Source organism: Pseudomonas coronafaciens pv. oryzae str. 1_6 (assembly GCF_000156995.2).
Lineage (GTDB): Bacteria > Pseudomonadota > Gammaproteobacteria > Pseudomonadales > Pseudomonadaceae > Aquipseudomonas > Aquipseudomonas tremae.
In genome coordinates this window covers 2,694,664-2,711,842 of sequence record NZ_CP046035.1, presented here as the reverse complement: position 1 = coordinate 2,711,842, position 17,179 = coordinate 2,694,664, and the positions used below count along the sequence as shown (strand labels likewise).

Sequence of the window (17,179 nt, the reverse complement as noted above, 5' to 3'; positions counted from 1 at the left end):
TCCGCTTTGAAATCTGGCTATCCCCGGCTTCGCGCCTGATTGATGTTGAACCCGCGAAGAGGTGAGGCATCAGAGACATTGTCGACCACAGGAGTTTGCAACATGCAGAAAACCCCCAAAACGCTGTTTCTAATCCTATCCGTGACTGCAGCCTTGTCGGGGTGCTTTGATAATTCTGACAGTGAGCAGGGGACGAAAAGTAATCCCGATAACGGCTCATCGGTACAAATGGAGAAGCGCTAGGCGAGCGTCGCTCGCAGAAGCCGTACCAGATCGTTCCACCACATCGCTATCGCTCAGGATGACACATGACCTTCTATATCTTTCTTCTAGCCTGCTGCGCCGCAGCAGCAACCGGCATCATCTTCAAACCAGGCGCATGGTACGAGTCCCTTAAGAAACCTGCTTTCACTCCGCCGAACTGGGCATTTCCAGTGGCATGGACCACGATCTATCTGCTCCTCGCTTGGGCAGGCTATCGCTTGACCCTGATCCCCGGCAGCGAGACCGTGCTGGCGTTGTGGGCTGCTCAGATTGCGCTGAATACGTTGTGGACGCCGGTGTTTTTTGGCGCAACCCGTCTTGTAGCTGCAATGGTGATTCTGGTCTTGCTATGGATTGTTGTCGCCACAATGATCGTAATGGCGTTGCAGCTGGATATTGTTACAGGGCTGATTTTATTCCCGTATCTGGTGTGGCTCTCGGTAGCTGCGGCGCTGAACTTTTCCATTCTGCGCCACAATAGATAATTGCCATTCCGTTTGAACGAGGGATAAAGCGCTATAGCGCATAGCGCCGGCAATGTTCCAGGTAGCCCTGCTCATGACTACCGACCAGTTGAACCACGCTTGACCATAACCAAGAGGGAGCGTCGAGGGTCTGGGATCGATTTGTTTGCAGATCCCGGATCCACGCGGTGCGCGTCGCCAGGTCCATCTGCCTGGCGTGCGCCATGCCTACCACTTTCGCGAGGTATGCGGCTGCCTGCATAGCCTCCTGCTGGGTAAGTTCATCAAGTTCCAGCTTCATATCCTGAGGAAGCAGTTCACGTATGAAGAACGAGTGATCCAGCATTCTTACAGCCACCATCCGACTTCCCAAGCCGGGCGAAAGATGCCTGGCACCCTCCACTACTCTTTTGCCATTGTCTCTGGGCATAGGCGCTCTTGCAGTACGCGGAGCAGCGGCGGCGACCGCTTCCTTGATATCCAGCAGACAGAACTCCTGATCATCTTCATCACCCACGCCCATTAATACCGCGTAGCGAAGCAGGCCAAGAGAGCTACAGCCTTTTACCCAATACGCAGAGTCAAGTAATTGCACTCGGTCGTCCTGAGACCTGCCCTTTAGCGATGTCACCAGCGCATGAATTTCCGCCGTCGAACAGAGCGCTTTAATGGCATCGCGCTCTGCACGCGACAGTGCCCAGAAATGCTTGCCCAGCGGAATGCTGGGTTGAGTATCTTCAAAGCGTTCCTTGGCAAGGTGCTTCCACGTACGCTGCACCGCGCTGCGCATCCCGGCTTTTACCTGTACCGGGCGATCAGGCTCTTCATCGCCGTCGCCCAAAAAGGCTTCTTCGTAGCCTTGCATCATCTCTTCCAGCATCCGAGCGGTCGTGACCCCAGGCAGGTCCGAGCCGCGCGCAGCTGTCGCCAACGACAGTCCCAGCCTCACAAGGTCGTGAGCAGGATTGCCGATCACAGCCTGATCAAGGTCGCGTATGTGCATATCGATGCGCCCTTTTGAATCTCCCGTTGGCCCCAGATTACCGGCATGGCAATCGCCGCAAATCCAGACCGGCGGGCCGCTGGGCAAACGTCTGCCTGACTGGCTGTGGAGCCACTCGTAAAACTGAGCGGTGTTGCCTCGCACGAACGCATGCGCAGAGCGGGCCATCTTGAGATTGCGCAGATCGGTCAGGGGTTTATGGCGTGCGTTGGGGCGAGGCGTTTTCATCGGAAAACCTTGAAGAGAGTTATTTCATTGACTCGCGCGGCCAGTGGAATGTTTCAAGATATTTCAAATTTATTGCACTGTGAGTCAAGCACGGCGGGAGATGCTGCCCTGACAAAGAGTCAGCGGATGAGAATACAGTTGTACCGAGATGTCTGGGGCCTTGTGAGTCTGGTCTTTGTATGGCGTGATTGCATCTGTTTATCTATGAGTGAAATGACAAATGCACCACAGACAACGTGTTGGAGGCGCGAGACAAAAACTCTCGGAAGCCGGATTGGCGACGAAGCAAACACTGATGATCAGGGAACCGAGTTAATGTTTCACGTCATGTTCAGCCTGCCTTGCCTGTACGTTATCCTGCGTTATTTATTGCCGATGCCTTGGGCACTGTCGTCGCGAATAGCCGTCGGCACGCTGCTTGTTCTCGCCTCGCAATATCACCTGTATTGTCGGTTCTCCTCCGGCAGCGTGTTCTCGCCGGAATTTCCGCGCTATGTGGTTATGCTCTTCAACTGGGCATTTGGCGCGATCCTGTTACTTGCCGTGCTGCAAATCATTGTCGACCTCGGCACCGTGCTGACAATGCTGATTCGGCGCCAACGGCTGGCTGTTCCAGCAAAAGTGCGTTACAGCATCGGGGTCGCAGCACTGCTGCTCGCTGCAATCGGTGTCCAGCAGGCAGTGCGCGTGCCGCCCATCAAGGATATCGATATCGCAGTCAGAAACCTTCCCCCGCAATTTGAGGGCTATAAGGTATTGCAACTGACTGACATGCATATCAGTCGCCTGTTTGATGCGCCGTGGACACAAGCGGTGGTGAAAGAATCGAACGCCTTGGGTGTCGATCTTATTGTCATCACGGGAGATCTTATCGACGGCTCGCTCAGCAACAGGAAGCTGGATATCGATGCATTGCGTGATTTGCGTGCGCCGGATGGCGTTTATGTCATACCCGGTAACCACGAGTATTTCTTCGACAACAAAGCATGGATGCAGCACTTCGTTTCGTTGGGGATGATACCGCTGGCGAACAGTCACACATTCATCGAGCATGACGGTGCCCGAATTGCACTGGCTGGCGTAACGGATTTAACTGCACCTAAAACAGGGTTTCCCGCCCCCGACTTTCAAAAAGCCATAGCTGGCATAGCGAAGGATACGCCGATCATTTTGCTCGACCATCAACCAAGGAACGCGCGCGCGGCTTCAGCTCAAGGCGTGGCTGTGCAGCTGTCCGGACATACCCACGGCGGGATGATTTTTGGTATTCATCGACTCTTGGCCATGGCAAACGGCGGCTTTGTATCAGGGCTTTATGACGTTGCCGGAATGCAACTGTACGTCAACAACGGCACTGCGCTCTGGCCGGGGTTTGCCATCCGCCTCGGCAAACCGTCGGAGCTGACACGCATCACCCTTCGACGAGCGCCGGACGCTTAGTCAGAGGGATAGACTAATAAACTGAAGCAGTATACGACCGGGCCAGGGTACAAACTAATGGCGCGGTACAGAGCGGATAGACCAAGGCATTCAAGCCTTCGCCCTGTATCGAGCTTTTTGCGCCCTGCCCTCAACTTCGGTCGAAATCGATCAACACTTTTCCTACGTGGTTCGCCGCTGCGAAATAGGCATAGGCCGCAGGTGCATCATCGAACGTGAAGGTCTTGGCGACCACGGTTTCGATACGGTTCGCTTCGACTGCGCGAATGAGGTCGACGAACATATTGCGGCTACCGTTAGCGATACCTCGGATTGTCACGTTCTTGATGATAAGGGACAGGTAGTCGGGAATCGGAGAGTGCTGGCCGGGCGTCACACCTATAACTGCAATCCGTCCGTTGACGGCGGCAGCGGCAAGCGACTGGCCCAAAGTGTCCTGACCTCCTGTTTCGACAACGATGTCGGCTCCGGCGTTATCGCTCAGGGCCATGACCTGCGCAGCCCAGTCAGGGTGTTTGCGGTAATTGATAGTGATGTCCGCGCCCAACTGGCGGGCAATGTCCAGTTTCTCGTCACTTGACGATGTGATCGCCACCCGGGCACCGTGAAGCTTGGCAAGCTTCAGCGCGGCCAGAGCCACCCCGCCAGTACCCAGACAAAGAACAAGCTCGCCCGGTTTAAGCTTGCAAACCTCTATCAGAGCGTTCCAGGCGGTCAGACCGGCAGAGGCAAGCGCGGCCACATCCTTGTCTGCCAACGAGCCCGGCACTCGAATGAGTGCAGCTGCGGGTAGTACGACCTTTTCAGCTAGCCAGCCGTCATGCGTCACGCCGACATCATGAGCAAAAACGCTAGTCCGGAATTCGCCCTCCAGCCAATCAGGGAAGTGACCGCAGATGACTCGGTCGCCAGGTTTGACCTGGTTGACGCCCTCGCCCACAGCAATGACCTCACCTACACCTTCGGACATGGGAATGCGCTCGGGAGACTGTATGGGACCGTATACACCTCGAAGAATTTGAACGTCCCGGCTGATCAGGCTCACCATGCGAGGCGCCACAACGGCTTCTCCAGGCCCGGCAATCGGCTCGGGGCGAGTGGTAGGGGTCAGAGAATCCAGGCCTTGTTGAAGCCCGATCTGAAAAGCTTTCATTAGAATAATCCTTGTACCATCAGCGCAAAACCAGACGTGTATCGCGCCTCGTAAATGTCATTACAGCTTGGCTGAAGGTTGCGCGGCTTCGGCTTTACTGCCTACACCATACCTGCTCTTGGCTTGGTCGCAAGTACAGCAAGCAGTTTGTGAAGCATGCCTGCGCCATTAAACAAGGGCTCGTAGAGCGTTGTTGGAGAGTGGCATTCATTGTTCGCCTGGACTGTGCGTTACCACAAAATGACAGGGAATATGTCGCTTGGTGTATTGATCACATACGACTCCAGTCCATTGTTCTCGGGAAAGATTTTCAGGATCATTCCCCGGTTGAATGCAACAGTCAAAATGGCAAATTCGTCAATTGAAATGCGTTCTATATCGACATTGAGGAAATCAAAAAACAAAGGGCTGGTGGCCACATCTTCTCCATGCCCCCACCTGCCCACGCCATTGATTTCGCAAAAAAACGAGCACTGAATCATTACGCTGGCGACGTCGCCAAAAAGCAGTACCTGAGCGCCCACCCCGACAGTGACACCCGTGAGTGCTGAAGGAAGCATTTCGGCCAAGTCCGAGTTATTGATCATCATGCTGCGTGCCCGTTCTAAAGATGATGGTGTCCGGGCCTTCCTGTGCCCGGTTACCGGATGACCCATTCTGGCTGGCGAATCGAAACAACGCGCAGGCTATTGAGCCTTTAGCGGAATATGCCTGCACCATTTGAGCGACAAGACCGCCTGCTCGTCAGGTATCTGGGCATAGCGAAAGAAATATACCCGTCTCATCATTTTGGACGAGTCTTCGGTTCAAGACTGAATAACTACACGGCACTTGCCCTGACCGGCCTGGCTGGCGCACTCATTGCCAGCAGCGCTTTCGCCTGAGCCAAAGGTAGCGGCTTTCCAAACAGGTAGCCTTGGGCAAAGTCGCATTTATTGATGGCCAGCCAGTCCGCCAACTGCTCGTGCTCTACTCCCTCGGCGGTAATTTTCATGCGCAAGCTCTTACCCAAGGCAAGGATGGCTTTGACCATTTCATTCTGGTTATCCAGAGACGTATCAAAGAAAGACCTGTCGATCTTGATTTTGTCGATGGCCAGCTTGGTCAAGTGATAAAGCCCTGAATAACCCGTCCCGAAATCGTCCAGTGCAACGCTCACTCCCATTGCGCGTAAACGTTCCAGGTTCAAGCGGGCGCTGTTCATGTTGGCCACCAGAGCGTTTTCCGTCACTTCCACTTCCAGACGACTCAACGGAAATCTGCCTTCGCTGGCCAGTTGCTCAAGCCATTCGGGAAAGTCGAGGTTTTCGATCATCAGCGAAGTGACATTGATTGACAGTGTGAAGTCGCTAGGCCAGTCAAGCGTATGATCGAAGGCCTGCACTAACAGACTCTCGGTAAGTTGCTTGATCAGCCCCAGCTGTTCCGCCACGGGTATGAAGTCCATTGGCATGATGATGCCCCGCTCGGGGTGCAGCCATCGTGCCAGCAGCTCGAACCCCGCAAGGCGTTGTTCGGGAAGACTGACGATAGGCTGATAAAACGGCTGAATATGTTTCTCTTCAATCGCATGCCTCAGTTCCTGCGCGAATAGCTCCTGCAGGCGTTGTTCGCGCTCAAAACTGACCTCGTAGAAGTGAAACGAGGCTCGGCCGCCGCTCTTGCCTCGATACATCGCGCTGTCGGCACGCTGCAGCAGGATGTCTGCATCTGAACCGTCCAGTGGCGAAACGGCAACGCCCAAAGAAGCACTGAGGGCCACACGTGACACACTTGTCCTGGACGCTGCAATTTTTGACAGAACGCTTTCAGCGAGTGTCGCCAGTTCCACCTGGCTGAAATTACCGCTTACCGCCAGACCGAACTCGTCCCCTCCCAGCCGCGCCACGGAAGCCTGTAACCCTGCAGTTGCCTCGCGCAGACTTTCTGCAACGGCACAAATAGCGGCGTCTCCCACGGCATGCCCGTGGGTATCGTTTATTAACTTGAATTTATCCAGATCGATCAGGAAGACGGCGGTCTGCATAGATGTTTCCTGTAAGCGCGCGACCAGTTGCTCATGAAACACCCGACGATTAAGCAGACCGGATAACGGGTCGTGACGGGCCAGCGAATCGCTGAGTGTCTGCGAGGCCAGCAAGTCGTTGTAGCTGCCCTGCAATCGTTGCATCAGACGTTTCAGCAGTATGAACGGAACGACCATCGACAACAGCGCAAACCCGGTCGACGTCAATACAAAGCGCCAACGTTCGGCGTTTTCGAAGTCTGAATCGTAAGGCAGGTTCATGGTGTACATGGCCAGGGCTTCAAGTTTGAACTCCCACACCACTGCCAACAGGAATAGAGAAAACAAGTAAAGCCACAACACGGTGTACAGGTATTTACGAACCGTTCGCGGATCGCGGGTAAATGACATAAGGGCTACGCTCGAGGGACTGCGGGTGCTACGGCTATAAACAAGTTATCGCTAGTCAAGCGTCAGGTTTGAAGACAAACGGTCCCACGCCGAGCGCTGACCAGGCATGGCCCCAGGGAGTACGATTAACGTGGCCCCCGGAGCCGATCAGTCAGCGTGCAATTAATTCGAGCGCTGACTGACAAAACGACTGACTGCCCGTACTACAGTATTGGCGCCCTGCTGGATCTCCTGAATGACACGGTCGGCGTCGTTGGCCAATACCAGTGCTTCGGAAGCCTGCTCAGTGCTGCGCACGATCACGCTGACCGCTTCTGAAGCCAGGCTTTGGTTGGTCTTAACCACATTTACAATTTCTTCCGCCGCCTTTGTGGTGCGCGAGGCCAACTGCCGCACTTCGTCAGCGACGACTGCGAACCCCCTACCCTGTTCGCCTGCGCGGGCGGCCTCGATGGCGGCGTTCAATGCGAGCAAGTTGGTTTGCTCGGCGATCCCGCTGATGGTTTTTATGATCGTCCCGATCACCTGACTTTGAGAGTCAAGTGCCTCGATGCCCCGCGTGGCCTCTCCCATCGAAATCGTCAGCTGGCCGAGCATTTGAAGCGTGTCGTTGATTACTTTTCGACCTTGCTGTGCGCTTGTGTCAGTGTCGATAGATGTCTGATAGGCCATCTCCGACGCTTCGGCGACGGCTTTCTCACGTTCAACCTGTTCAGTAATAACTGTCGCAAACTTGGCGATCTTATAGAGTTTGCCGTTTGCGTCGGTGATAGGGTTATAAGATGCTTCAAGCCATACATCGCGGCCAGACTTGTCGACCCGGCGAAAACGGTTGACGATGAATTCACCGCGCCGCAGTCTTTCCCAGAACTGGGTATAAGCATCAGAACTGGACTCTTCAGGCAGACAAAAAATCTTGTGATGCTTGCCTTTTATCTGATTAAGCTCGTAGCCCATCGCTTTCAGAAAGTTGTTATTGGCGCCAATGACAATTCCATCAAGGGTGAAGTCGATCACGGCGGTAGAGCGCTGCAAGGCATTGACGAGGGCCTCGTTTTCACGCGATGCCTCGATCGTCCGCGTGAGAACACTCGAGTACAACGTGATCTGTTCGATGCCGCCTGTTTCATTTTTGAAGGGTACGACCACTGTCCTCAGCCAGACCCTGGTACCTGTCTTGCTGATCAGCCTCAAGGTGCCACTGAAGTGCTTGCCTTCCCGAATCGCAGTCAAGGCGCGCTTCTGATGAACATCACCGCTTAGCTCTGGCGGGCTCAGTTCAGAAAGGTTGCGCCCGGCAATCTCGCTTTGTGAGTAGCTCATTTCCGTTTCAAACAGACCGTTGACGTTCTGCACCTTGCCCGAGGCATCCAGAACGACGGCAACAGTCTCCAGATTGAGGATTTGCCCGGCTTGTTCAAGCATGGCGAGGCGGCGCTCCAATGCCTTGTTGGTGTTTTTCAAATGCGTGTTGAACATTGCGACTATCCGGGACAGTTTGGGTTGTAATCTTGATCGGTCATGAAACCGAAACCTTTAGCGCGCTTAATAAACTAATATCGAAAAAGACAGATAGAACTTCCAAGGCTTAGTTTGGGATCCAAATTGTCTTTTATTCGTATGGCAAAGTTTTCTTTATGACGAACCGTGTATCTGCTGATGAATCAAGTTACCGGTCAGTGGTCGACCCTTTTTGCCAGTCTGAACAATAGCTGAAGAGAAGATTGACATCGTTTGCATATTGCTGAACGGTAAGATAGAGGCTTTTACGCATGCCAGAACCTCACATCCGTCCCCTTGCACTTTGCATCTTCCACCGTCGCGGAAAAATATTGGTCAACCAATTCTACGACGCCGTCGAAAAGCGAACCCTTTTCCGTCCGATTGGCGGTGGCATCGAGTTTGGTGAACGAAGCATCGATGCCATCGTCCGAGAAGTGCATGAAGAGTTGGGTCTTTCGATCAGCAACGTTCGATTGATTGGCACGTTGGAAAGCATTTTTACCTACGCGGGCATGCGAGGACATGAGATCGTCCAGGTCTATGATGCAAGGTTTGAAGATGCAGCAGTTTACGAGAAGCCCTGGCTGGAGGGCCTTGAAAGCGATGGTTCACCTTTCAAGGCGACATGGCATCCGGTTTCCAGCTTCACCGCTACATCTGCGCTGGTGCCTGAAGGCCTGTCCGAACTGCTCAGAAAATCTTGCCTGCTGGAATGAGTGTCCAGACGAAAGGCAGCGTTTCCTGGCTGGCCCCTAGCGCATATATTGGCGCTGGATAGGTGCTCTGTACGGAAGTCTGCGCACTGTTTGACGTTGGTGCTGATATTTTGGATGTGACCTAGGCGTTCCTTTAATGATCTTCTTGAGAAAAGATAGCCATTCCTGATGCAGGTGCTGACGCTTAATACTTTTGATCAGTTTGCCCTGAAGATAATCCAACGCAGCGAAGAGCATGACCGCGCTGCGCGTATGGAGCCATTGGATTTGGTCTGGATATGGCCCATGCTCATACGTAATCCCGGCTACGTCCGCTCCAGAGCTTGAACCTGGCTTTTCTCATCGCAACACAGCATTGAAGCCTTGTCAGGTGGTTCCAGGTAAGGCCTGATCTGCTTTGATATCTTTGTGAACGGTGTGTCCAGCACTCGAAGCGAGTTCAATATGGGTGGATGAAATAGCGGGCATTGAAGTATTATATGCACCGCAGACACTGCTGCGAAAATAAAGGACTATGCATATGTTTTGGTTCATCGTAATTGTTGTAGTTGTTTTAGGCATACTCGTTGCTTGGGCTAGCGAGAAAGCAAAAACTGAAGCGCTTCAAAAGTATCAAAAATCTTTGGACAATCTCAAAGCCGACCCCAGAAATGCAGGTTTGCGTCAGCAAACCTTAGCGCTTGGCCGTGCTTATTCAAACCTGATGCGCGATAAGAAAGGGCAGACTGTTTTTGACGAGGTAGCGCTCATGAACGACATCAGCGCTGCTTGCGCTGGGGCCTCAGAGTCGCCGATTATTAAGCCAGCTGTGAGCACGCCTCCTGACAACGTCGAAGCACGCCTGGAAAAGCTTCTCTCGCTTAAAAAGCGTAATTTAATTGATGAGGTTGAATACATTTCACGCCGTAAAGAAATTCTTGAGTCTATCTGAATCATTATTTTTTAGGATGAGGCAACGTACGGGATTCTGCGGCGATAGGTCCCATCGCTATCGCGAATTCAACCGCCGCAAAAACTCTTCCCGCCGTTCTCTGTCAGCGCCCTCCTTCGCCAACAACTCAGGCAACAACTCAGTCGCCTGTTGTGGGCTCAGGATAAACACCCCGTCGTCATCGCCAATCGCGATATCGCCCGGGTTCACAATCACTTCACCTATATTGATCGGCCCATTGAGTTCGCCGTTTTCCCCGAGGCTTCGAGTCGTGACGGCGCTGACGCTTCGGCTGAACACCGGCAGGCGATGTTCGCGCAGGGCGGCGACGTCAGTGACTGCACCGGACACCACCACGCCGGCCACACCTTTGATAAGGCCGGCCAAGGTGCGCAGTTCGCCCCAGCAGGCGCAATGCTCGTCGCCGACGCATTCGATCACCAGCACGTCGCCGGGAAGGCTGTTGAGCAGTGCGTCGCGAAGGATGCTGCCGTCGGGCAGTTGGACTTTTACGGTAACCACGTTGCCGACCAGTCGAGCACCGTCGAACAAGGGGCTGATCCCGCGTAGATAACCGCTGTCGGTAAGATGGCCGATGGTGGAGGCAGAGATGCCCTGAAATTGGGCTATGACCGCGTCACTGAGCTGTTGCTGACGGTGTGAAATCTGTTTGTTCATCGACATTTCTTTGGCCTCAACAACGGGCAGGTAGAGCAATATTCGACCGGGTTGCTGGCGTCGTAATAGAAGCAGCAGGTGCGCCGGAAACGGACAACCTTGCCTTCGGGTTCGAGCAATGTAGGGGGGCGTCTGAAGTGTTTCAGCGGGTTATAAGTCAGCCCGAACATTGCAGGGTCGGCCTGATTCAGCAGCCAGTCGAAATCGGCTTCGTAACGCTGGCGAATAATCGGGTCTTCAACCTTTTCCATGCGTTTGTCGTACAGCGAATAGACGCGTACGGCGGTGTTCTCCCAGAGAATGCGTCGAGAAATACCGCTGACCCGGTTGAAGGTTTCCCACAGCGGCTGGAGCATGTCGCGAAACAGCGTACTGGCGATCATTTCACGCCACGCTTCGCGCGTACCCGGTTGATAGCCAACAGGCGCAACGTCGAGCAGCGGCATCGAAGAGGTCCACAGGCCGTCATCGTGCGCGTATTCGATCAGGCTATTGTCCAGAGACAGGATCAAGCCTTTGTCGTAGATCGACATGGCGTACAGGCAGGCACCCGTGCTCAGGAAAGAAAAGCGCTTGGCCAGTAATGATGCTGTGATCGCCAGCGTCGGCGAGCCGATGATGGGGCCCAGTGTGGTCAGCAACTGCTCACAGGCCTCTTCGTCCAGCAATGCCCTTGCGGGCAGTGAGCGAGGGTCGCGTTCATCCGCCTGTTTTAGCCGCAGCCCGCCGGACAACAGCGCCCATTCTGCTTCGCTGAAGGCGTGTGCCAGAATCATTGCGGCAGTTCCCGGCCAAACGGAATGCACAACGGCGTACCGAAGAATGGGTCGGCGATGATCCGGCAGTTGAGGCCAAATACCTGCTTGACCAGCGCTTCGCTCAGGATATCGGCTGGGCGTCCTTGAGCAAATGCTGTGCGTTCGTGAACGGCTACCATGTGATCGGCATAGCGGCAGGCCAGGTTCAGATCATGCAGGACCATAACGATGGTCTTGCCTTCCTGGCGATTCAGGTCGCGCAACAGGTCCAGCACTTCGATCTGATGAGCCAGGTCCAGAAAGGTTGTCGGCTCGTCCAGCAGCACGATGTCGGTGTCCTGCGCCAGGGTCATGGCGATCCACGCACGTTGACGCTGGCCACCGGACAAAGCATCTACCGGCCGCTCGGCCAGGTCCTGCATTCCGGTCTGCGCCAAGGCCCGTTCTACCATCGCTTCATCCTGTTCGGACCATTGCTGCATCCAGTTTTGATACGGGTAACGCCCCAGCGCAACCAACTGACGTACGCTGATGCCCTCAGGGGCACTGGGCATCTGCGGCAGAATCGCCAGTTCGCGGGCAACCGTGGCAGTGGATTTCTGATGGATATCCGCGCCATTGAGCACAACGGTGCCCTGCTGTGGCTTGAGCAACCGCGCCAGCGACTTGAGCAAGGTACTTTTCCCGCAGCCATTGCTGCCGATCAGCACGGTGACCTTGTTCTCGGGCAATTGCAGATTGAGGCTGTCGATGATCACCTGGCGCTGGTAACTCAGGGTCAGGTCGTGGGTTGCGATTGACGCCATCCGTAATTCCTTAGTGCCGCTGGTTGATCAATAGGTAGAGAAAAAACGGTGTGCCCAGCACCGCGACAAAAATTCCTGCAGGCAGGTCCAGCGGCAGGAACAGAGTGCGTCCGGCCAGATCGGCGAGCATCACCAGATTGGCACCGATCAGGGCGGCCATCAGTGCCTGACCGGTAAACCCCGGTGGCATCAGACGTTTGGCAATGTGCGGCGCAATCAGCCCGACAAAGGCAATTGCCCCGCCCCAAGCGACCGCGAGACCCGCCAGCGCCACGCTTACCAGTAACAAGCCGGCACGCAGCCATTGCACGCGCACGCCAATGCCTTGGGCAAGGTCGTCATCCAGTTGCTGCATGCGCACCTGACGAGCAAGCAGCACCAGCAGCGGCAGGGTCAGCAACAGCCAGCCGGCCAGGGCACGCGGCTCCGGCCAACTGGCACCATACACGCTCCCGGTCAGCCAGACGTAGGCCGACAAGGTGGTGGTCAGCGAACTGAACACCAGAATGAAGGTGGTCACAGCCGCCAACAGCGCCGATACCCCGACCCCGATAAGCACCATGCGCAAGGGCGAAGCGCCCTGATTCCAGGCCAGCAGGTAGATGACCAGCGCCGCAAGGCCTGCGCCGGAAACAGCTGCAAGCGGCAGAAATTGCGCACCCAGGGCAGCCGAGAAAAATGACAGATACAACACCGCCGCCGCGCTGGCACCGCTGGTGATGCCCAGCAAGTCCGGTGAGGCCAGCGGGTTGCGAATAATGCTTTGCAGGATCAGCCCGGACACCGCAAGTGCGGCCCCTACCAGCGCGGCGAGCGCCAGACGCGGCATGCGCAGTTGCTCGACGATGAACACCAGGCTTGCGTCGGCATGGCCGGAAAACACACCCAGCAGAGTGGTTGGCGACAGATTGATCTTGCCCACGGCCAGCGACCCCATCGCCACCAGTAGCGTCAGCGCCACGGCAATGGTCAGGCGCCTGATTACGATCAGGTTGAACTGCCGGGAGAAGCCGCGATAACGCAGCGTCAGGTGCTTATCCATAACGTGCGCCTCGACGAACCAGTGCAATGAAAAATGGCGCGCCGAACAATGCGGTCATGACGCCCACCGGGACTTCCTGAGGCAATATAACGACCCGTGCCAGCGTATCGGCAAGCAGCAACAGCGTGGCACCCAGCAGTGCGCAGCCGGGCAGCAGCCAGCGATGATCGATGGACAGCGTCTTGCGTACCATGTGCGGCACCAGCAGCCCGATGAAACCGATGCTGCCTGCCAAGGCAACGGCACTACCGGCCAGAACGATGATCACCAGGCTCATCAGCAGGCGAATCAAACCGGTGCGCTGGCCCAGTGCGGTGGCGATGGCTTCGCCGGTGTTGAGCACATTGACCTGCCCGGCGAGTATCCATGCCCCGGCCAAAGCAAGCACGACGCAACCCAGCAGCGGTGCAGCGGTGGCCAGATCCCGTTCCGACAACGAGCCGGCCAGCCAGAACAGCACAGTGTCCAGACCGTCCTGATTGACTACCAACAGTGCCTGACTGAAAGCGGTGAACAGCGCGGTGATCGCAGCACCCGCCAGCACGATACGTAACGGGTTGAGACTGCCCTGCCCCCGGTTGCCGATCACCCAGACAAGGGTCCCTGCCACTGCCGCCCCTGTAAACGCGCACCACAGCCATTGGCTCATCGAGGTCAGAGCAAACAGTGACGAACAGGCGATGATCGAGAACGTGGCCCCTGCATTGATGCCGAACAGCCCCGGTGAGGCCAAAGGGTTACGCGTCAGCGCCTGCATCAGCGCACCGGCAACCGCCAGGCTGGAGCCCACAGCAACAGCCATAAAGGTGCGCGTCAGTCGAGTGTCTAGCAAGACGTGCTGAACAGGGCTCAACACGTCTGGATGCCACAGGCTTGCAACGATCGCTGATGGCGAAATCCATATCGCCCCGGTCGCCAGACTTAACCCCATACACGCGACCAGCATCCACAGTCCCAGGCCCAGCTTCATCACTGCCGTCATGAGGCGCTTTCCGCCATTGCCACTCGAGTTATTTCATCGAGCATGTGGTTGGCGCCGAGAATGCCTCCTGACAGGCTCCAGGCAACCGCATCAACGCGCCATACCTGTTTATCCTGCGCGGCGCGTAATTGCTGCCAGAACGGGTGCTGGACCAATTTGTCGTAATTTTGCTGCGCGGCCTTGCTGTCCGCACGCTGGAAGATAAAGAACAGGTCGGCATCGACCACAGGCAGGCTCTCTTTGCTGCTGAGTTTAAGGGAGACGCCGCTGGCCTGGCGGGCAGCGGGTGTCCAGTCAAAGCCCAGCTCGGTGAGCACCGAGCCGGCAAAACTGGCAGGCAGATAACTGCGGATATGGTCCTCGCGAATATCGAGCACCGACACAGTGATCGGCCAGCGACTGGCGAATTTTGCCTGTAGCTGGCCGCGTAACGTGGTTATACGTCGTTGCCATTCACCGAGCAGTTGCATGGCCTGCTGCTGGCGATTCATCGCCGCGCCCATCATTGCCAGCGTGCGCTTGAATTCGAACACTTCTTCCAGCATCAGGACCGGGCAGATCTGCTCCAGCAGCGGTGCGATGCGCTGATGGCGAAAGCGTGAAGCGACAATCAGGTCGGGCTTGAGCAGCACGATGTCTTCCAGGCTCGGCTGGGTTTCCAGGCCCACGTGCGGCACCGCTGCCAGCGCCGGGCGCAAGTAGCGGTACATCGGTTTTTCGCTCCAGGAGTCGACCACACCGCACGGCGTCACTCCCAGTGCCACGGCGCTGTCGGAGGCTCCCTGAAACAGAGTGACAATTCGCAAAGGCTCTGTGCGCAACGACGCTGCCCGGACAATGCCGGGCAGCGCCAGTAACCCCAGCGACAGGCGCAACACCGCGCGCCGCGAGGGGTGCAGGGTTCGGTCAGGTGTCACGGCGCAACCTGTGGAAGGGGTTGACCACCTGGCCTTTGCCGAACGGCATGCTGCCCGGTCCGCCAGCGCGCTCGATCATCGGTGTGAGCAGCAGTTTTTGTGGCCAGTTCGGTGCTTCGAACAGTTGATGCCTGATCATGGCACGTGCCTCGTCGTCGAATTCGATGGTGGTGATGAGATTATCCAGAACATCGCGCAGTACAGTCCACAACGCAGTTACCGGCAGCTCGTAAACCTGGGCAAGTGTATCCATGATTGCCCGCACGTTGACCTGAATACCCAAGGTCTGCAGCCAGAACAACAGGTCTTCGGGGCGGTCATGATAAAGGGTATTGGCATGACCTTTCTTGATTCGATATTCCGGGTCGTGCATGCCATTGCGCTCCAGCCATGGCACGAAGATACGCAATGAGTCGTGGTCACGCAGCAACAGCCCTTGTGCCTGACCTGCTTTCCAGACCATCACCGCATTCTGGCCATGCACCTCGCCGAGCATACCAAGACGGAACATGCGCAGGTTGATGTCGAAGAAGCTGTGGCTCAGCTCACGAAACAGGGTCAGCACCGACGCCTGATTGCGCGGCAGGTCGCGGTAATCCATCCATTCATCGAAGAAGTGCCGATTACTGCCGGGCAATGGCGTGCCCAGCGCGGCCATTGGCAGCAGGCGACAGTCCGGATCATCCAGCAAGGCCGGCGGGTAGCCGCGGACCATCGCCGACAGGTGCCGTGGCGCCTCGTCAAAAAGTGTGGCCTGCGGCGGCATGAACGCCCACCATTTACGTTCGTCGCACAGGTGCAGCGAGCGGCTTAGCGTTACGTCCTTGTCTACCACCTCGCGCAGCAGTTTCTCGCTCAACTCGCCATTGATCATCTTGACCGCAGGCAGGTACCGGGACGCTCCCAGGGAATAAATCGCCATCGGCAGCTTGAGGTAGTCGGCGCTGTCGAAGCACGGCGTCATCGAGCGCAGCGATGAGGAGGCATACACCGTTGCCGCGCTGAACGTCAGGCGCTGACACTCGCCTCTGGCGAATACTTCGCCCAATTGTGTCTCCAGAACATGCTCGAACTGCCAGGGATGGACCGGCAGCGCTACGTGACTGTGCGCGATACCACGTTGTTGCAGCTCCTGGTCGAGATCGGCCTGCAGGTTTTTCGGCAGCAGATAACGCGCCGGGAACGATGTGTTCACATCCCCTACTCCGCCCCCGCATTGCAGCAGGGCCTTGTCGACGGCAACCCAGTTCAGCGCGACCGGCTTGGCGAACTCTGCCTGATACTGTTGGTATTCCTGCTCGTTCAGGCCCTGTTTGGCCTTGGCCAGCGGGTGATAAGGTCGATCACGCAGCGACGCCCACTGTTCCATGGTGCGGAAAAACGTCGCACCGTCCTGGGCCATCAGGTTTTCGTGATCTACCTCATGATTCAGTGACAACGCGGTCTGCCAGACGCTGATGCGCAGAACATCTAGAAACAGCGCGATACCTTTTTCGTTTTCCTGACGCTCGCTGTCCTGCAGCTGGGTAGCCTTGCCGGCAAACACCCACTTGAGGAAGTCCTCTGGAGACAACTGCGTCCAGCGCTCATCCTGGCGGCCCAGTACCGGAGTACCGGGCACTTTTTCCCATTGTTGAGTGATGCCGGGGCGCAACGCGATACTGATGAAGCGTTGCTCCGACGCATCGCAGCACCATTCCCAGACCTGTTGAGCCGGGCTTTGCTCTGCCAGTTGCGGCGGAGCCTCTGGGTGACGCGATTGCCAGTGAGCGGTGTCCTGCAGGCTCAATGGCTCGCGGCCAAAGAAGTCTTCAGCCAGCAGGCAATCGACCAGATCCTGCATGACCATGTCAGCGGCGAGTGAAGTGACATTCATCG

Annotated in this window: 16 protein-coding genes and 1 pseudogene; 4 read left to right on the top strand and 13 right to left on the bottom strand. The window is 56.2% G+C overall.

Annotated elements, in window-relative coordinates:
• Nucleotides 1-308: 308 nt before the first annotated feature.
• Nucleotides 309-749, top strand: coding sequence for a tryptophan-rich sensory protein TspO (tspO, locus tag POR16_RS12280; RefSeq protein ID WP_005886907.1), 441 nt, complete (start codon nt 309-311; stop codon nt 747-749).
• A 31-nt stretch (nt 750-780) separates the two neighbouring features.
• Here the strand turns inward: tspO and POR16_RS12275 are convergent, their stop codons facing one another.
• Complete coding sequence (locus POR16_RS12275; protein WP_005886909.1) at nt 781-1,959, bottom strand: DUF2252 domain-containing protein; 1,179 nt, start codon at nt 1,957-1,959, stop codon at nt 781-783.
• A 315-nt stretch (nt 1,960-2,274) separates the two neighbouring features.
• On the opposite strand from POR16_RS12275, the gene POR16_RS12265 reads away from it, so the two are divergent.
• Complete coding sequence (locus POR16_RS12265) at nt 2,275-3,399, top strand: metallophosphoesterase (RefSeq protein WP_122381300.1); 1,125 nt, start codon at nt 2,275-2,277, stop codon at nt 3,397-3,399.
• Nucleotides 3,400-3,529: 130 nt separating this feature from the next.
• Here the strand turns inward: POR16_RS12265 and POR16_RS12260 are convergent, their stop codons facing one another.
• From POR16_RS12260 to POR16_RS12245, 4 genes are all read right to left on the bottom strand, one after another.
• A complete protein-coding gene (locus POR16_RS12260; protein ID WP_024690587.1) occupies nt 3,530-4,552 on the bottom strand; it encodes a zinc-dependent alcohol dehydrogenase family protein in 1,023 nt (340 codons plus the stop codon).
• Between the two features lie 230 nt (nt 4,553-4,782).
• Complete coding sequence (locus tag POR16_RS12255) at nt 4,783-5,142, bottom strand: hypothetical protein (RefSeq protein ID WP_005886919.1); 360 nt, start codon at nt 5,140-5,142, stop codon at nt 4,783-4,785.
• Nucleotides 5,143-5,372: 230 nt separating this feature from the next.
• Nucleotides 5,373-6,848 carry a putative bifunctional diguanylate cyclase/phosphodiesterase gene (locus POR16_RS12250; RefSeq protein ID WP_042931970.1) on the bottom strand — a complete coding sequence of 492 codons (1,476 nt, stop codon included), beginning with the start codon at nt 6,846-6,848 and terminating at the stop codon, nt 5,373-5,375.
• Nucleotides 6,849-7,130: 282 nt separating this feature from the next.
• Nucleotides 7,131-8,447 (bottom strand): methyl-accepting chemotaxis protein, encoded by a 1,317-nt coding sequence (locus tag POR16_RS12245; protein ID WP_024671548.1) that lies wholly within the window; start codon nt 8,445-8,447, stop codon nt 7,131-7,133.
• A 293-nt stretch (nt 8,448-8,740) separates the two neighbouring features.
• Here POR16_RS12245 and POR16_RS12240 point away from each other — a divergent pair, with 293 nt between their 5' ends.
• Entirely contained in the window at nt 8,741-9,187 is a 447-nt protein-coding gene (locus tag POR16_RS12240) for an NUDIX hydrolase (RefSeq protein WP_005886928.1), read from the top strand.
• A 120-nt stretch (nt 9,188-9,307) separates the two neighbouring features.
• Here the strand turns inward: POR16_RS12240 and POR16_RS12235 are convergent.
• Nucleotides 9,308-9,570 (bottom strand): annotated as a pseudogene (locus tag POR16_RS12235) (IS630 family transposase); the annotation flags it as partial.
• 137 nt (nt 9,571-9,707) lie between these two features.
• Between POR16_RS12235 and POR16_RS12230 the strand changes: the two are divergent.
• Nucleotides 9,708-10,118: a hypothetical protein gene (locus POR16_RS12230; protein ID WP_005886932.1), complete on the top strand. Its 411-nt coding sequence runs from the start codon at nt 9,708-9,710 to the stop codon at nt 10,116-10,118.
• A gap of 57 nt (nt 10,119-10,175) precedes the next feature.
• On the opposite strand, the gene POR16_RS12225 is transcribed toward POR16_RS12230, so the two are convergent.
• The 7 genes from POR16_RS12225 to POR16_RS12195 are packed head-to-tail and all read right to left on the bottom strand — an operon-like array spanning nt 10,176 to nt 17,177.
• Nucleotides 10,176-10,802: an RraA family protein gene (locus POR16_RS12225; protein ID WP_053480056.1), complete on the bottom strand. Its 627-nt coding sequence runs from the start codon at nt 10,800-10,802 to the stop codon at nt 10,176-10,178.
• Nucleotides 10,793-11,572 carry an IucA/IucC family C-terminal-domain containing protein gene (locus POR16_RS12220; RefSeq protein ID WP_054998307.1) on the bottom strand — a complete coding sequence of 260 codons (780 nt, stop codon included), beginning with the start codon at nt 11,570-11,572 and terminating at the stop codon, nt 10,793-10,795. Before POR16_RS12220 ends, POR16_RS12225 begins: the two co-directional genes overlap by 10 nt.
• Nucleotides 11,569-12,360, bottom strand: a complete 792-nt coding sequence (locus tag POR16_RS12215; protein ID WP_053480054.1) for an ABC transporter ATP-binding protein — start codon at nt 12,358-12,360, stop codon at nt 11,569-11,571. The genes POR16_RS12220 and POR16_RS12215 overlap by 4 nt, the downstream gene beginning before the upstream one ends.
• Before the next feature lie 10 nt (nt 12,361-12,370).
• On the bottom strand, nt 12,371-13,402 hold the full coding sequence (locus POR16_RS12210) for a FecCD family ABC transporter permease (protein WP_053480053.1): 1,032 nt from the start codon (nt 13,400-13,402) through the stop codon (nt 12,371-12,373).
• On the bottom strand, nt 13,395-14,384 hold the full coding sequence (locus POR16_RS12205) for a FecCD family ABC transporter permease (protein WP_005886940.1): 990 nt from the start codon (nt 14,382-14,384) through the stop codon (nt 13,395-13,397). Before POR16_RS12205 ends, POR16_RS12210 begins: the two co-directional genes overlap by 8 nt.
• Nucleotides 14,381-15,301, bottom strand: a complete 921-nt coding sequence (locus POR16_RS12200) for an ABC transporter substrate-binding protein (protein ID WP_005886942.1) — start codon at nt 15,299-15,301, stop codon at nt 14,381-14,383. Before POR16_RS12200 ends, POR16_RS12205 begins: the two co-directional genes overlap by 4 nt.
• Nucleotides 15,291-17,177: an IucA/IucC family protein gene (locus POR16_RS12195; RefSeq protein WP_005886943.1), complete on the bottom strand. Its 1,887-nt coding sequence runs from the start codon at nt 17,175-17,177 to the stop codon at nt 15,291-15,293. The genes POR16_RS12200 and POR16_RS12195 overlap by 11 nt, the downstream gene beginning before the upstream one ends.
• Between the last annotated feature and the right edge of the window lie 2 nt (nt 17,178-17,179).

Bases quoted from the DNA above. Each gene is read 5' to 3' on its own strand.
- tspO (WP_005886907.1), top strand. From the start codon at position 309: ATGACCTTCTATATCTTTCTTCTAGCCTGCTGCGCCGCAGCAGCAACC.
- POR16_RS12275 (WP_005886909.1), bottom strand. From the start codon at position 1,959: ATGAAAACGCCTCGCCCCAACGCACGCCATAAACCCCTGACCGATCTG.
- POR16_RS12265 (WP_122381300.1), top strand. From the start codon at position 2,275: ATGTTTCACGTCATGTTCAGCCTGCCTTGCCTGTACGTTATCCTGCGT.
- POR16_RS12260 (WP_024690587.1), bottom strand. From the start codon at position 4,552: ATGAAAGCTTTTCAGATCGGGCTTCAACAAGGCCTGGATTCTCTGACC.
- POR16_RS12255 (WP_005886919.1), bottom strand. From the start codon at position 5,142: ATGATGATCAATAACTCGGACTTGGCCGAAATGCTTCCTTCAGCACTC.
- POR16_RS12250 (WP_042931970.1), bottom strand. From the start codon at position 6,848: ATGTACACCATGAACCTGCCTTACGATTCAGACTTCGAAAACGCCGAA.
- POR16_RS12245 (WP_024671548.1), bottom strand. From the start codon at position 8,447: ATGTTCAACACGCATTTGAAAAACACCAACAAGGCATTGGAGCGCCGC.
- POR16_RS12240 (WP_005886928.1), top strand. From the start codon at position 8,741: ATGCCAGAACCTCACATCCGTCCCCTTGCACTTTGCATCTTCCACCGT.
- POR16_RS12230 (WP_005886932.1), top strand. From the start codon at position 9,708: ATGTTTTGGTTCATCGTAATTGTTGTAGTTGTTTTAGGCATACTCGTT.
- POR16_RS12225 (WP_053480056.1), bottom strand. From the start codon at position 10,802: ATGTCGATGAACAAACAGATTTCACACCGTCAGCAACAGCTCAGTGAC.
- POR16_RS12220 (WP_054998307.1), bottom strand. From the start codon at position 11,572: ATGATTCTGGCACACGCCTTCAGCGAAGCAGAATGGGCGCTGTTGTCC.
- POR16_RS12215 (WP_053480054.1), bottom strand. From the start codon at position 12,360: ATGGCGTCAATCGCAACCCACGACCTGACCCTGAGTTACCAGCGCCAG.
- POR16_RS12210 (WP_053480053.1), bottom strand. From the start codon at position 13,402: ATGGATAAGCACCTGACGCTGCGTTATCGCGGCTTCTCCCGGCAGTTC.
- POR16_RS12205 (WP_005886940.1), bottom strand. From the start codon at position 14,384: ATGACGGCAGTGATGAAGCTGGGCCTGGGACTGTGGATGCTGGTCGCG.
- POR16_RS12195 (WP_005886943.1), bottom strand. From the start codon at position 17,177: ATGAATGTCACTTCACTCGCCGCTGACATGGTCATGCAGGATCTGGTC.